This window comes from Prevotella sp. BV3P1 (genome assembly GCF_000479005.1).
In the GTDB taxonomy this organism is placed as follows: Bacteria; Bacteroidota; Bacteroidia; order Bacteroidales; family Bacteroidaceae; genus Prevotella.
Map to the genome: position 1 here is coordinate 1 of NZ_AWXC01000035.1, position 15,257 is coordinate 15,257.

Below are 15,257 nucleotides of genomic sequence, written 5' to 3' on the forward strand. Positions count from 1 at the left end.
CCTAAAAAAAGATGTTTTCATTGGTAAAATGAAATGACCCTATTTAATTACTCTTATTGATTAAGTTAACAACAACCTTCACCATGATGTCTTTTTCCTCCGTTCGGCTTTCAGCAATCATCAAAGTAAGTGCCACGAGAGTGTTGTCAGCGATGCGTTTGGATCCGTCCTCACGGTAAAGAATACCGTTATTGTTCATAAACCAAAGAAAAAGTGTGGCGGCGATGCGTTTATTTCCATCGCTGAACGAATGGTTCTTGGTAACAAGATAGAGAAGCATGGCAGCCTTCTCCTCAACACTTGGATAGAGTTCCTCGCCATCGAAGGTTTGATAGATCTGTCCAATGCTGCTTTTAAAGGACTCATCCTTCTCGTTGCCGAATAGTGTTGATGCACCAAACTTTTCTCGAAGCATCTCTATTTCTTGCATGGCATTTTCATAAGTAGCATAAAAGAGTTCATTCCGCGTAGTTTTGCTGATATACAACCGCTGGTAGTCATAGTTATCCAATGTGTCTAAAGCATAGGTATAATCCACCACCACGTCAAAGAGAGCATGACTTTCATCGGTCGTGGCAACAGGTTGCTGTTCTATTGTTCTGCCAACCACCAATACCAACTGACGCAATTCGGCTATTTGCCGTTGCCGGATACGCTCATTCACAGCATAACCATTGATAAGAAATTGTTTCAAAATGCCATTTGCCCATCGTCTAAACTCTACGCCTCGCTTGCTCTTCACACGATAACCAACAGATATTATCATATCAAGATTGTAGTATTCTATCTCTCGGTTTACAAGTCTTGTGCCTTCTTTTTGAACTGTCGCAAATTTTGCGACAGTTGAAATTCCATCGTTCAATTCTTCCCTCAGTGCATTGTTGATGTGTTTGCCAATGGTTTTCACATCTCTTCCGAAGAGTTCTGCCATTTGTTGACGATTAAGCCACACGGTTTCTCCTTCCAACTTCACATCAAGTTGGATCGTGCCATCTTCACTCTGATAGAGCACAATTTGGTTATTCAGATTCAATCGTTCTGCCATATCCGTATGCTATTCTTTGATATAAACACAAAGTTATGAAAATTATCAGTAGTTTCATTTAAAAATGGTGTTTGAATTGTTGATACATTCAACAACAAAACATCCAAATCACAAGGGATAAAAAGAGCGACACAACTCCCACGATTCTTAGGACTTGTGTCGCTTCTTATCGATGAATAATAAACTTCTTATCTGTTAATAATATATGGTGTGGTTCGATGAATGAGCTTTAGAACATGAATTTTTCCAACTTCATCTTGCCAAAAGTTTCTATCTCAGGTACCAGATGCAAGAAATGGGGAGCATTGGCATGTTTGTCCAGAGATTCTTGGTCTTTCCATGTTTCACAAAACATAAATACACCAGGAATGGTTGTGCTTTCAAAGAAGTCGTAACTGATACAACCCTCGTCTTGACGCGACTTGTCTACGAGTTGGTTTGCAAGTGATAGTACCCGTTGACGATCCTTCTCATCTACTTTCAAGAATGCGTTTAGTCTGATCATGATTGAATTTTGGTTTTAAATGGTTATAAATATGATTTTTTTAAAAGGTTATGTACACAAAGGTAAAAAGGGGCTTATTCATCATTCTTCAATGAATAAGCCCCAGTCTATATGAATCGTGTCTTAATCAGAGTTAGAGCTGAGGACCTGCAGCTACAAGAGCCTTACCAGCTTCGTTCGTGGTGTATTTCACGAAGTTCTTCTGGAAGCGAGCAGCCAAGTCTTTAGCCTTCTCATCCCACTGTGATGCGTCTTTGTAAGTGTCACGAGGATCGAGAATTTCTGTAGCAACACCTTCCAACTTGGTAGGAACTACGAAGTTGAAGTAAGGTATAGTCTTGGTAGGAGCCTCGTCGATAGAGTGGTTCAAGATAGCATCGATGATACCACGAGTGTCACGGATAGAGATACGTTTGCCCGTACCGTTCCAACCTGTGTTCACCAAGTAAGCCTTAGCGCCATTCTTCTTCATCTTCTTTACCAACTCTTCAGCATATTTTGTTGGATGCAATTCAAGGAATGCCTGACCGAAACAAGCTGAGAATGTAGGAGTAGGCTCTGTAATACCACGCTCTGTACCTGCCAATTTAGCGGTGAAACCAGAGAGGAAGTAGTACTTGGTTTGCTCCTCGTTCAAGATAGATACTGGAGGCAATACACCGAAAGCGTCAGCACTCAAGAAGATCACTTGCTTAGCAGCAGGACCAGCAGAGATAGGCTTTACGATGTTCTTAATGTGGTAGATAGGATAAGATACACGAGTGTTCTCGGTGCGGCTCTTGTCTGTAAAGTCAATCTTACCATTCTCGTCTACAATTACGTTCTCCAAAAGTGCATTACGCTTAATAGCTCCATAGATATCAGGTTCTGACTCTTTGTCAAGGTTGATAACCTTAGCATAACAACCACCTTCAAAGTTGAATACACCATTGTCGTCCCATCCGTGTTCATCATCACCAATCAACAAACGTTTTGGGTCGGTAGACAAGGTTGTCTTACCAGTTCCTGACAATCCGAAGAAGATAGCAGTGTTCTCACCATTCTTGTCAGTGTTGGCAGAGCAGTGCATTGAAGCCATACCTTTCAAAGGTAAGAAGTAGTTCATCATAGAGAACATACCCTTCTTCATCTCACCACCGTACCAGGTGTTCAAGATAACTTGCTCTTTAGTTGTTACGTTGAAAGCAACGCAAGTTTCAGAGTTCAAGCCCAGTTCTTTGTAGTTCTCTACCTTAGCCTTAGAAGCATTGTAAACAATGAAGTCGGGCTCCTGGTCGAGTTCTTCCTGGTTGATAGGACGGATGAACATGTTGGTCACAAAGTGAGCCTGCCATGCTACTTCAACGATGAAGCGAATCTTCATGCGAGTGTCCTTGTTGGCACCGCAGAAACCGTCTACTACGAACAAACGCTTGTTAGAAAGTTCTTTCTTTGCCAACTCATTAACAACCTTCCAAGCTTCTTCTGTCATCTTGTGGTTGTCGTTCTTATATTCATCTGAGGTCCACCATACAGTGTCGTGAGAGTTTGCATCGTCAACGATAAATTTGTCCTTAGGCGAACGACCGGTGTAAATACCTGTTTGAACACAAACTGCACCCAGTTCGGTTTCTTGGCCTTTCTCAAAGCCTTCCAGACCTTCTTTGGTCTCTTCTTCAAACAACACTTCGTATGAAGGATTGTAAACAACTTCTGTTGTACCTGTAATTCCGTACTTTTCCAGTACCGATTTATCAAACTTTGCCATTATATTTAAATGTATTTAAGTGTGAATAATTATTCTGTATCACGTCTTCTCTTTGACGACTACAAAATTAACTAAAATAAATAGGTTGACAAATTTTAGCCTATAAAAAATGTATATTGATTGTACTCTTTAGGTTAAAGAAATAAAAAAACAATGTGTGTGACTGACATTTGCAATTTTCACTTTGCAAAAATAAACGGAAATTGCCTATTTTTGCACGGTGAAAACATAACATACGCTACGCAATGAAAATTATCAACCTAAGTGAGTCTAACTCTATCATCAATCAATATTTGGCTGAAACGAGAGATGTAGACTACCAAAAGAACCGCTTGCTGTTTCGTAACAACATCCAGAGAATTGGTGAACTGGAGGCTTACGAGATTTCCAAGCAATTGGATTACGAAACCAAGGATGTTACTACCCCATTGGGTATTTCACAAGTCAACGTACCTGCCGACAAGATTGTCTTGGCAACCATCTTCCGCGCTGGTCTTCCCTTTCACAACGGATTCCTCAACATCTTCGACCATGCGGGCAACGCCTTCGTTTCTGCTTACCGCGAATACACCGACGAGGAACACCACAACATTGGCGTTCATGTAGAATACTTGGCTACACCAAGCATCGATGGTAAGACTTTAATCATAGCTGACCCCATGTTGGCCACCGGTGCCTCGATGGAATTGGGCTACAAGGCTTTCCTCACCAAGGGCACGCCCAAGCGTATTCACGTAGCATGTGTCATCGCCAGTCCGGAGGGCATCGAACACATCAAGAAGACTTTCCCTGAGGAGAAAACCACTATCTGGTGCGCTGCCATCGATCCGGGACTGAACGAGCACCAATACATCGTACCGGGATTCGGGGATGCTGGTGACCTTTGCTACGGCGAAAAGCTGTAACCACACTCCTACCGCAAGATGGTACCCGTCGATGAAAGGCATCATCACGCATCAAAATGATGATGAATTTTCTTGACAACATACTTCCTTATATTTGGCGTATTTGCAAACAACTTCACTAAAGGTTGCAAATACGCCAAAAATGAGAGTTTTTCGTATCTCATTCAGACTCAATACATTGCATTTCTATCTCTACATAAAGCAACGTTCTCGCTATCTTTTTCAAACCAATAGCATGGCTTATATCCCGCAATATACATACTTTTGCGGCATGATGTCATAGTTATTGCGGCGCAAAGTCATGCATATAGCAATCCTAACTCAAGGCTATTGCACCGAAATCTCATTTTTCTCACCCAAAAATCTTATTTTTGCTTCCTCCCTGCCCATTGATTTTTTCTAGATGACCAAATAGGAAGTGCCGTTTTAAGGCCATTATTTGGTAAATAATTAGGACATTTATCAATATCGCATTCTCTGTTGAAACACGATAAATCAGTGCAGTTTCATCCTCTTCACACAACGTTGGTGCTTATCGTATCAACTGCTGTCAGACAGGTTATTATTAATAAAATTCAGTATTTATACAATCCATATCTTATTTTTTTCGTACTTTTGTCACCTATTATATACACATCGAAACACAACAGAACGTTAATTTAGGATATCTTATGGAATACAATTTCAGAGAAATTGAGAAAAAGTGGCAACAACAGTGGGTGAAAAACAAAACCTATCACGTTGTGGAAGATGCCCAAAAGAAAAAATATTATGTACTCAACATGTTCCCCTACCCATCTGGAGCGGGCCTTCACGTAGGCCATCCTTTGGGCTATATTGCCAGTGATATCTATGCGCGATACAAGCGACAGAATGGATTCAACGTTCTCAACCCCATGGGCTACGACGCCTATGGACTGCCAGCCGAGCAGTATGCCATACAAACAGGGCAACATCCCTCCATCACTACCGAAGCAAACATCAAGCACTATCGCGAACAGTTGGACAAGATAGGATTTTCGTTCGATTGGGATCGTGAAATCAGAACCTGCGACCCAGCATATTACAAGTGGACACAATGGGCGTTCATCAAAATGTTTCAATCGTATTATGACAACGATTTGCAGAAAGCACAGTCTATTACAACGCTCATACAGCATTTTGAAACTAAAGGAACTGACGGTTTGAACGTGGCTCAGAGCGAAGAACTACAGTTCACAGCCGATGAATGGAAAGCTATGACTGAGCCTCAACAGCAGCAAACGCTCATGAACTATCGCATCGCTTACCTGGGCGAAACGATGGTAAACTGGTGTGCCGGACTGGGCACTGTGCTGGCCAACGATGAGGTGGTAGATGGTGTGAGCGAGCGAGGTGGCTACCCCGTGGTGCAAAAGAAAATGAAACAATGGTGCTTGCGCGTGTCTGCGTATGCGCAACGCTTGCTCGACGGTTTGGAAAAAGTAAACTGGACGGAGTCGCTGAAGGAAACACAACGCAACTGGATTGGACGCTCGCAAGGTACCGAAGTGCAGTTTAAAGTGGCAAACGCCGATGACCTGTCTTTGACGGTGTTCACCACCCGCGCCGATACCATGTTCGGTGTTACGTTCATGGTGCTGGCTCCAGAGAGCGAATACGTTAGCCAAGTGACCACTCCCGAGCAGGCTGCGGCGGTGGAAGAATATGTAGATGCGACGAAAAAGCGCACCGAACGCGAACGTATCGCCGATAGAAAAGTAACCGGAGTGTTCACCGGAAGCTACGCCGTGAACCCATTGACGGGCGACAACATCCCCATCTGGGTGGGTGACTATGTACTGGCAGGCTACGGAACAGGGGCCATCATGGCCGTTCCGGCACACGACAGCCGCGACTATGCCTTTGCCAAGCACTTCAATCTGCCCGTCATTCCGCTGATTGAAGGGGCTGACGTGAGTGAAGAGAGCTACGATGCGAAAGAGGGAATCATGATTAACAGTCCGGCTGAAGGAAAACAAACACCGTTGAGCCTCAATGGATTGACGGTGAAAGAGGCCATTGCCGCCACCCGAAAATATGTGGTTGAACAGGGTATCGGGCGCGTTCAGGTGAACTATCGCCTGCGCGACGCCATCTTCTCTCGTCAGCGCTATTGGGGCGAACCCTTCCCGGTGTATTATCAAGACGGAATGCCTCACATGATTCCAGAAGAATGCTTGCCGCTCGAATTGCCTGAGATTGACAAGTATGAGCCTACCGAAACAGGCGAACCGCCATTGGGTAGGGCCAAGAAATGGGCCTGGGACGTGGAACAAAACAAGGTGGTGGACAAATCACTGGTCAACAATTCTACCATATTCCCATTGGAACTAAACACCATGCCGGGCTTTGCCGGCAGTTCGGCTTATTATTTACGTTACATGGATCCGCACAACGATGAGGCATTAGTGGATAAAAAGGTAGCTGCTTATTGGCAGAATGTGGACCTTTATGTGGGTGGAACGGAACACGCCACGGGTCACTTGATTTATTCAAGATTTTGGAATAAGTTCCTGCATGATTATGGTTACTCCTTCAAGGAAGAACCTTTTGAGAAGCTGGTGAACCAGGGAATGATACAAGGACGCAGCAACTTTGTGTATCGTATCAACAACGATGACCATTCGGCTGCGCCTGTTTTCGTGTCATTGGGATTGAAAGAACAATATAAAACCACTCCCATTCATGTGGACGTGAACATGGTTCACGGCGACGTGTTGGACATAGAGGCCTTCAAAGCGTGGCGGCCGGAATACAAACATGCTGAATTTATCCTGGAAGGAGATAAATATGTGTGCGGCTGGGCCATCGAGAAGATGTCGAAATCGATGTACAACGTTGTCAATCCTGATATGATAGTAGAACAGTATGGTGCAGACACGCTGCGCTTGTACGAAATGTTCTTAGGCCCGGTAGAGGCCAGCAAGCCATGGGATACCAACGGTATTGACGGTTGTCACCGGTTCTTGAAGAAACTGTGGGGACTGATTTACGAAAACAGAACCGACAAGTTCTTGCCCAACGACGATGAGCCAACAAAAGAACAGCTGAAGTCTGTACACAAACTCATCAAGAAAGTGACGGGCGACATCGAGCAGTTTTCATACAACACGGCCATCTCTGCCTTCATGATCTGCGTAAACGAACTGACGCAAAGCAAGTGCGCCAACAAGGAACTGCTCAAGGATGTCATCAAACTATTGTCACCCTTTGCGCCACACATCAGTGAAGAGCTGTGGCATGTGTTGGGTGGAGAGGGTTCGGTTTGCGATGCCCAATGGCCTGTATACAATGAGGAATATCTCAAAGAAAGCGATGTACAGATGACGGTATCGTTCAACGGAAAGGCTCGTTTCCAGATGGTGTTCGGCATAGACGACAGTCGTGAAGCCATTGAAGAAAAGGTGCTTGCCGACGAGCGCACACAAAAATACATCGCAGACAAAACAATTATCAAGACTATCATCGTTCCAAAAAAAATCATTAATATCGTTCTGAAATGATTAAGAATAAAGAATATGTCATGAATGAAGTGAAAGACTATGTCTTTATTACATTAGGTCTTTTACTTTACACTACCGCATTTACCATTTTCCTGTTACCATACCAGATTGTAACTGGTGGTGTTACCGGTATGTCAGCCATTGTGTATTACGCCACGGGCTTTAAGTTGGAAAACACTTATATGATTATCAACTTTTCATTGTTGATCGTTGCGCTCAAGATTTTAGGCTTCAGATTCATGATGAAAACCATCTATGCCATCATTGCCCTTTATTTCATGTTAATGTTTGCACAAAGTTTAATGCCTTTGGATGCTAACGGAAACTTTATCAAGGTATTGGGCGAGGGACAAGATTTCATGTCAATGGTTATTGGATGCTGTATCACTGGTTCATCACTGGCAGTGGTGTTTCTCAACAATGGCAGTACAGGCGGGTCGGATATCATTGCTGCTTGTGTCAACAAATACAAGGATATGTCCTTAGGACAGGTACTAATATTGGTAGATATCTTTATAGTCAGCAGCTGTTTCTTCTTCCCACAGTTTGGCGAAATGGCTGAACGAGCTCACAAAGTGGTATTTGGTTATTGCACCATCATCATCGAATGTTTCATGCTCGACTTTGTGTTTGCCCGTCAACGGCAATCGGTACAGTTCATGATTTATTCGAGAAAACACGAAGAGATAGCCGACATTCTGTCCAAAGAAACTGATCATGGACTCACCATTCTTGATGGTCACGGCTGGTATACCGGACAAGAAATCAAGGTAATTTGTTTGTTAGCCCGTAAAAATGAAAGCCAGTTAATCTTCCGTCTCATCAAGATGACCGACCCAAATGCCTTTGTCAGTCAAAGTTCAGTCATCGGTGTGTATGGGGAAGGATTTGATCAAATCAAGGTAAAAGTAAAGAAAAAACATGAAAATCGTATTCGCAACAAACAACAAAAACAAACTTCAGGAAATTCGTGACATACTGGGAAAACGGTTTGAAATAGTGTCTTTGCAAGATATTGGTTGTCATGAGGATATTCCAGAAACAGGAGATACCTTGCAAGAGAATGCCTTACAAAAGGCCATGTATGTGGCTGAACACTATGGATTGGACTGTTTTGCCGATGATACGGGCCTTGAAGTGGAAGCTCTTAATGGTCAACCAGGCGTTCACAGCGCACGCTACGCCGAAGGAACCGACCATGATAGCGAGGCAAACATGCAGAAATTGTTGTACGAATTACAGGATAAAGAAAACAGAAAGGCTCGTTTTCGCACTGTCATTGCCTTGCTGCAACATCCCAAAAATCAACAAGAAGAAAATGTAGATAATGCTTGTGCAGCACCTGAAATACATTATTTTGAAGGACGTGTGGATGGTTTAATTGCAGAAGAGAAACGTGGTGATGCTGGTTTTGGCTATGATCCGCTGTTCATTCCCAACGGATATAACCAGAGTTTTGCCGAACTTGGTGAAGATATAAAGAACCACATTTCGCATCGTGCATTGGCAGTTGAAAAATTAGCAGCCTATCTTAACGAAGATATAGCACAATCTGTCTAACTGAATGGCGCAATGAAAACAACGATAGTATCTGTCCTTTTTCTCATCATGGGTTGCTTGCAAGGCTTGTCTCAGATAGGTTCTTGGAAAGTATATCCTGCCTATCATGACATAATGGACGTGCAACAGGCAGGAAACAGGGTTTATGTTTTGGCATCAGGTGGATTGTTTTGCTATGATAAGGATGACAACAGCATACAGACTTTTGATAAGAAAACAGGATTGAATGATGTTGAAATCAGCCACATTGCTTATTGTTCTGCGGCAAAAAGATTGATTATTGTTTACAAAAACAACAACATTGACTTACTGGATGGTAAAGGAAACGTTACCAATATCGCTGACTATTATAAAAAATCGCTGACAGAAGACAAAACCATTTACAGCATTTATGTAAATGGAATCTATGCTTATCTGTCTACAGGATTTGGTATTGTCAAGCTCAATGTGAGTGATGCCGAGATTAGTGATACTTATTTTCTGGGCTTTCGCGTTGATTGGACACTTATACAGCAAAATAAAATCATTGCAGCATCAATTACCCATGGAAAATATGCTGCTGATTTATCTGCTAATTTACTTGACAAGAAGAATTGGAAAAGAATAGGAAACTATTCTGAAAACAACAAAGAAGTAGACAAAGAACTATGGAATAAAATGGAAAGCATGTGTCCGGAAGGTCCGCAATACAACCATTTTTATTTTCTAAAGTTTATCAATAACCGCCTTTATACTTCGGGAGGAGGCTTTGAAGCAGAAGGTGTTAGCCTCTCACATCTAGGTATTATCCAGGTTTTAGAGGATGGTCAATGGCACATCTATCAAGATGATATCCAGAAAACAACAGGCTATTCGTATGCAGACATCAATTGTTTAGCCATCGACCCTAAAGATGAAAACCACGTATTTGCAGGAGGTAGAACTGGACTTTACGAATTTCAAAACGGTAAACTCACCAAATACTACAATAAAGACAACAGTATTCTGATGCCAGCAGTGGATAAAGGAAAGGAATTGGATAATGAATATGTTCCTATCAACGGACTGCTGTTCGATGAAGAGCGCCATCTTTGGATATTAAACAACCAAACCAAGGGACAAAGCATCATCGAATTACTGCCAGATGGAACCATGAAATCACATCATCAATCATCGCTGATGAGAAATGGAGTGAGCCCCAGTTTGCTCCATCATCCCATGTTTGACAGTCGAGGCTTATTGTGGTTCGGCAACGGGAACTACAAGTTTCCGGCACTGTTTTGTTATGATAGGAAGACTGAAACACTGCACACGATAACCAATTTCATCAACCAAGATGGAAATAACCTAAAAACAACAGCAGTAAAATACATCGCCGAAGATATGGAGAACAATCTTTGGATTGGTACAAACACAGGAGTATTGCTGCTTGAAGCCTCAAAAATCAATCAACTTCCCGATGTAACGTTCACGCAAATAAAGATTCCTCGCAACGACGGAACTAACTTAGCCGACTATTTGTTGGCAGGAGTTGACATCACCTGCATTGCAGTTGACAAGAGTAACCGCAAATGGTTTGGCACAGGTAGCAATGGGGTATATCTCATCAGTGCAGATAACAACCAGCAAATTCATCATTTTACCATGGCAAACAGCGTATTACCTTCTGACCATGTGGAAAGCATTGCCATCAATAACCATACAGGAGAAGTGTTTTTTGGGACAGACAAGGGACTTTGTTCTTTTCAAAGTGACGCCACCGAGGCAGTGGAATCGATGAACAAAGACGTTACCTACGCATACCCAAATCCAGTAGAACCCTCTTACAATGGTCCCATAACAGTTGTTGGACTCAGTTATCAAGCCGACATCAAAATAGTATCTGTCAATGGTACCTTGGTGACTAAAGGTAAAAGCAATGGCGGAACTTTCGTGTGGGATGGCAATGATATGAACGGAAACCCGGTGGCATCGGGCATCTATATGGTACAAACTGCCGATCAAACAGGCAACAAAGGAACTGTATGCAAAATCGCTATCGTCAGATAAGTCTGCTCTTTCTGGCTTTCTTATTGTTGGTACTCTTCCTATTCGGCTATACACCCACAAACGATGGAGATGGCTATATTGAATACGCCAGGATGTGCATCGACTATGGAGAACCCTATCCTTGTGCTCCTACCATCAATGGACAACCCTTTATTTGGAACATCGGACAGATTAATTTGGTGGCTCTCTCGCTGTATCTATTCCATTCTGTCTATCCCATCTTGGTGTTGATGTGCTTCCTCAAAGCCGTTTCAGCCTACTTATTAGCGCGCATTGCACAAAAAACATGCAACGAACAGATAGGACTCATTGCCCTATTATTATATGTGTGCTATCCCAATAATTGGGGACAAAGCACAACCTTACTCTCCGAAATACCATCCATCACACTCTTGTTAGGAGCAGTTTTCATCATTCTGCACACCTCCCGTTTGCGAAATTTCTTCATAGCAGGCATGTTAATGGCTGTGGCCAACTGGTTTCGTCCCATCGGTTTGGTATTCATGGGGACGTTTTTTCTCTATTTTCTATTCTTCAAAAACAAGCAATGGTTGCGTTCTTTCAGCTCCCTGCTGGCTGGATATACCTTATTTATCTTCGTGGTTGGCACCAGTTGTTGGCTGCGTACGGGCTATTTCTTATACCAAAGTGAAACCTTGTGGTTCAACATGGCAGCAGCAACATACGAAACCAGCGTAGAACCTCATTACAATGCAGAGGCTTATCCCAAAGGAACCATCAGGTATATTGGGCACATGAAGGATAAAACAGCCATAGAATGCAACCAAATATGGAAACAAAGATGCTTGGAATGGCTCAAGGATAACAAAGCAAACTATTTGAGTAAAATACCCGGTAGATTGGTTTACATGTACATGAACGACATGGATAACATACCTGCCTTTTTGCATGATAAATCAAAAGCCCAAAACAATTACGTCACACTCCCCTATCGAACGCTACCATACAACCTTCAAAATCTATCCTCCATACAGTGGTTTGGACTGCTCAACATGATTTATTACGCATTCCTTCTGCTTACCTTTGCCTTTTCCCTCCACGTTTTATGTTCAGAAAAAAGGTACGACACTTTGTTTCTTTTATGTTGTATTGTCATAGGAGGTTCATTAGCTTTGGTCTTAGCAGTACACGGAGAAACCCGGTTCAAGGCTCCTTTTATGCCTTTTATCTTCATAGGAGCGGCGGTTAGCATCTATGAATTCATTCACAACCGACGAGCAATCTAATACATACCATTTCTCTTTCACGACTTAGTTGTCCACATCCTATTTATATATTCTTTTTATTTATTTTTTAAAAGAAAGAAATATGAAGAGAGATGATGTGCGGTTGATATGTTGATAACTATTCATCGATTTTTTTGTTTTTTACGTTATTCCACTCTTATGTTGCTTTTTACACACTTCAACAGCATATCTTTCTATTGTCAACCAATTTGTTATCTATCTTTTCCACAATAATATGTAGTATCGAATGATGTGAATAAGTTGATAAATTTCATGGCTGAAAAATTGTGGAAATTGATGTATAACTTTATCATAAATGTGTGGATATGCACCAACTTTTATGTTCTTTTATTGCTAAGTGGATAAACAGACAGTTATTCAATATTTATAAACAGAGTTATCCACACTCATTGTGTATAATTGTTAAGTGGTTTAGAAAGAAGAAAATAAAAAAGCAACAACCTAAGTTGCTGCCTTTTTTAAATGAATGAAATACTATATTATTCCTCTTCGGGAGAGAAATCTTCTTTTCCTACACCGCATAATGGGCATACCCAATCATCTGGGAGATCTTCAAATGCTGTTCCGGGAGCGATGCCTCCATCAGGATCGCCTTCTGCTGGGTCATAAACATAACCGCAAGTTTCGCATACATACTTTTTCATAATTTTGTTTTTTAATAAGTGAATAAATTAATTTTATTTGCTGTTTTTATTGATAACTTCATCAAGTTTATTGATGATTTGTTCTGGTTTTATTTCATTTAAGCAAGCATAGTCATTCCTCCAACACGGTTTGTTGCCATAAATGGAACACGGGCGACACGCTAAGTCTGTTTGAACTGCGAGGTCTGAACTTTGATTCCACCCCATAAATCCCGCAAAGGGATGCGTGGCCCCCCAAATGCTGATGACGGGTGTGTTGACCAATGATGCCAAATGCATGTTGGCACTGTCCATGCTAATCATCACATCTAAGTGGTACATCAAAAGCAGTTCTTTTTGCAAAGAGTCTAATATTGTAGGAACGCTGACACATCTGTCAAACTTTTCTGCCCACACAGACAGTTGTTCTTGTTCTTCTTTTCTGCCCCCAAATAAGAAAATTCGTGTATTTTCATACTTGGTTTGTATCATTTCAATTGTTTTTTCCATTTTTTCCAATGGATAAACTTTACCCTTGTGTGCTGCGAAAGGCGCTATGCCAATCCACCGTTTGTCCTTGTTATTTGCTTCGATGCCATCTGGTAAATCAGGCATGGTACCGTCTTGACGTGGAAAAATGGATGTGAAATCTATCTCAATGGGGTAACCTAATTTTGCTAAAACATCTGCATAGTTTTGGAACGACGTTTGTAGCGGCGTCAATACCTTATTCCCTTTTGCGGTTAGCCTACGTCTGTCGGCTCGATGTTTGTCGATATGAGCAACTTTGAACCTGTCTAACGAAAATCTACATCGTAGATATTTCGAGCGCAAGTTATCATGAAAATCGGCTATGGCGGTGAATCTTTTGGCCGTCAGTCGCCGGTAAAGTTTATTCAATCCGCGCAGATTCTTATATTCATTGTTCAGGTCAGCGGACATAAAATCCACGTTGGATGCCAAATTATTAAAGAAATTCGCTGCGAAAGGTCGACTCAACACGCTGATACGAATGTTGGGATATTGTTTTGCCAACGAGTACACTACCGGAACCGTCATGGCTACGTCACCCATAGCCGAGAACCGTATGATGAGCAGATGTTCGGTCTTCATTTATTTTTTGTAGAGAACCGGGTTGGTGGAAGGGTCATTGTACATCTTCATTTGTCGGTACACCTTCATATATTTTCGTCCCGCTTGGATGTCATCCAGCAGCTGATCTATGGCTGTTCCCAAGTCTTTTTGTTGTTCCAGCAGCACGTTCAGCTTGGCCATACATGTATCTTTATGCTCTTTTGAAGCGTCTTCTCGTTCGACTTGCTCGCGCATGTGATAAATCTTCAGTGCCAATATGGACAGTCTGTCAATGGCCCATGCCGGACTTTCGGTATTGATGCGTGCGTCGGTCAGCACCTTCACCTCACTGTATTTCTGTCTGAAATAGCTATCTATCTGTTCCACAAGATCGGTACGGTCTTGATTTGAACGGTCAATGCGGCGCTTCAAGGCCAACGCTTCTATGGGATCAATATTTGGGTCTCTGATGATATCTTCGAAATGCCATTGAATAGTGTCAATCCAGCACTTCAGATACAACCGGTTTTCGATGGTTCCATCGTCGTAGGGGTTATTGATTGGTGTGTCAATATCATCATAGACGTGATAATCATCAATGGCTCGTTGAAAAATCTTATTACATTGTTCACTAAATGACATATTGCTTTTGCTTTTGGTTACTTATGCAAATATAAATAATAAAAGGTAATGGTCAAAACAAAATCTAGGTTTTTTAGTACATTGTAATAAAGTATGCGTTGTTTAATTTGATTTTTATCGTTTTAGACGTTCTTATTTTTCTACTGTTTTGATCAATCAGAATAAATATTGAAAGCTATGCGAATTTTCTTGACACGTAACCTTTTTATTTTGGGCGTATTTGCAAACAACTCTTCATCCGTTTGCAAATACGCCAAATATACGTTGATTTTGTATATTATTGACACATAATACAATACAGTTTTCATTCATGGTTAGACTACCTCATTTTTGTTT

General features: G+C 41.8%; 12 protein-coding genes. 6 read left to right on the forward strand and 6 right to left on the reverse strand.

The genetic code is table 11. The features are described from left to right. Positions 1-43 precede the first annotated feature (43 nt). From rhuM to pckA, 3 genes are all read right to left on the reverse strand, one after another. Entirely contained in the window at positions 44-1,045 is a 1,002-nt protein-coding gene (gene rhuM / locus HMPREF1254_RS06260; RefSeq protein ID WP_023057842.1) for a virulence protein RhuM/Fic/DOC family protein, read from the reverse strand. Between the two features lie 229 nt (positions 1,046-1,274). Next, positions 1,275-1,550, reverse strand: coding sequence for a putative quinol monooxygenase (locus HMPREF1254_RS06265; RefSeq protein ID WP_023057841.1), 276 nt, complete (start codon positions 1,548-1,550; stop codon positions 1,275-1,277). 133 nt (positions 1,551-1,683) lie between these two features. Then, positions 1,684-3,297, reverse strand: a complete 1,614-nt coding sequence (gene pckA, locus HMPREF1254_RS06270; RefSeq protein WP_023057835.1) for a phosphoenolpyruvate carboxykinase (ATP) — start codon at positions 3,295-3,297, stop codon at positions 1,684-1,686. A gap of 245 nt (positions 3,298-3,542) precedes the next feature. Between pckA and upp the strand changes: the two genes are divergently transcribed. The 6 genes from upp (at position 3,543) to HMPREF1254_RS06300 (ending at position 12,561) form a co-directional block, all read left to right on the forward strand. After that, on the forward strand, positions 3,543-4,202 hold the full coding sequence (gene upp / locus HMPREF1254_RS06275; RefSeq protein ID WP_023057823.1) for a uracil phosphoribosyltransferase: 660 nt from the start codon (positions 3,543-3,545) through the stop codon (positions 4,200-4,202). Between the two features lie 671 nt (positions 4,203-4,873). Further along, on the forward strand, positions 4,874-7,726 hold the full coding sequence (leuS, locus tag HMPREF1254_RS06280; RefSeq protein ID WP_023057828.1) for a leucine--tRNA ligase: 2,853 nt from the start codon (positions 4,874-4,876) through the stop codon (positions 7,724-7,726). Beyond that, positions 7,723-8,700 carry a YitT family protein gene (locus tag HMPREF1254_RS06285; RefSeq protein WP_023057839.1) on the forward strand — a complete coding sequence of 326 codons (978 nt, stop codon included), beginning with the start codon at positions 7,723-7,725 and terminating at the stop codon, positions 8,698-8,700. Before leuS ends, HMPREF1254_RS06285 begins: the two co-directional genes overlap by 4 nt. Next, positions 8,648-9,286, forward strand: a complete 639-nt coding sequence (locus HMPREF1254_RS06290) for a non-canonical purine NTP diphosphatase (RefSeq protein WP_036880310.1) — start codon at positions 8,648-8,650, stop codon at positions 9,284-9,286. Before HMPREF1254_RS06285 ends, HMPREF1254_RS06290 begins: the two co-directional genes overlap by 53 nt. 12 nt (positions 9,287-9,298) lie before the next feature. Further along, positions 9,299-11,314: a type IX secretion system anionic LPS delivery protein PorZ gene (porZ, locus tag HMPREF1254_RS06295; protein WP_023057829.1), complete on the forward strand. Its 2,016-nt coding sequence runs from the start codon at positions 9,299-9,301 to the stop codon at positions 11,312-11,314. After that, positions 11,290-12,561: a glycosyltransferase family 39 protein gene (locus HMPREF1254_RS06300; protein ID WP_023057832.1), complete on the forward strand. Its 1,272-nt coding sequence runs from the start codon at positions 11,290-11,292 to the stop codon at positions 12,559-12,561. The genes porZ and HMPREF1254_RS06300 overlap by 25 nt, the downstream gene beginning before the upstream one ends. A 500-nt stretch (positions 12,562-13,061) precedes the next feature. Here the strand turns inward: HMPREF1254_RS06300 and rd are convergent, their stop codons facing one another. Genes rd through HMPREF1254_RS06310 form a run of 3 tightly spaced genes read right to left on the reverse strand, consistent with a single transcriptional unit; the run spans position 13,062 to position 14,921 of the window. Beyond that, on the reverse strand, positions 13,062-13,226 hold the full coding sequence (gene rd / locus HMPREF1254_RS11740) for a rubredoxin (protein WP_023057837.1): 165 nt from the start codon (positions 13,224-13,226) through the stop codon (positions 13,062-13,064). A gap of 33 nt (positions 13,227-13,259) precedes the next feature. After that, positions 13,260-14,318: a glycosyltransferase family 9 protein gene (locus HMPREF1254_RS06305; RefSeq protein WP_023057822.1), complete on the reverse strand. Its 1,059-nt coding sequence runs from the start codon at positions 14,316-14,318 to the stop codon at positions 13,260-13,262. Beyond that, a complete protein-coding gene (locus HMPREF1254_RS06310; RefSeq protein WP_023057848.1) occupies positions 14,319-14,921 on the reverse strand; it encodes a DUF4254 domain-containing protein in 603 nt (200 codons plus the stop codon). It lies immediately after the preceding gene. Positions 14,922-15,257 lie beyond the last annotated feature (336 nt).